The organism is Halomonas sp. SIMBA_159, assembly GCF_046536035.1.
Classification (GTDB): domain Bacteria; phylum Pseudomonadota; class Gammaproteobacteria; order Pseudomonadales; family Halomonadaceae; genus Vreelandella; species Vreelandella venusta_A.
On record NZ_JAWJBT010000120.1, the window covers coordinates 1 to 415 of the forward strand.

Below are 415 nucleotides of genomic sequence, written 5' to 3' on the forward strand. Positions count from 1 at the left end.
GTCCGCCAGCAGCTGAGGATCACCGTTGTAGTCTTGCTTCAGCTCTTTCACCAGTTCTGGGGTGATCGCACTGTTTTTATCGACAATCGCATTAAATTCAGGCACTTGTTCATACAAACCCAGCAGATACACCACCTGCAACCCCCGCACGTTACCGATAATATCGGCTTGCGCCTGGCGAATCTGGCTGATCAATTGCGATACTTTGTAGTTATGCTGGTAAAACTCACTGAAATTGCTGCCAATGCGGTCATTGGCTGATTTAATGAATAACATTGCAATCACGAACATCAGTGAGACTGCACCACCTAAAACCAGAATTTTATTGCGGATAGAGAAATGACTAAGCTGCATTGACGCGCCCCAAACAACGATTTGATGTGATTTTGTCCTCACTATTCACAAAAAGAAAAAT

The 415-nt window shown here is 44.3% G+C and carries 1 protein-coding gene; it reads right to left on the bottom strand.

The annotated features are described in order from the left end of the window. Positions 1-354: hypothetical protein (locus R0J87_RS18635; protein WP_498888060.1), on the bottom strand; the 354-nt coding region annotated here is incomplete at its 3' end. Positions 355-415: the final 61 nt, after the last annotated feature.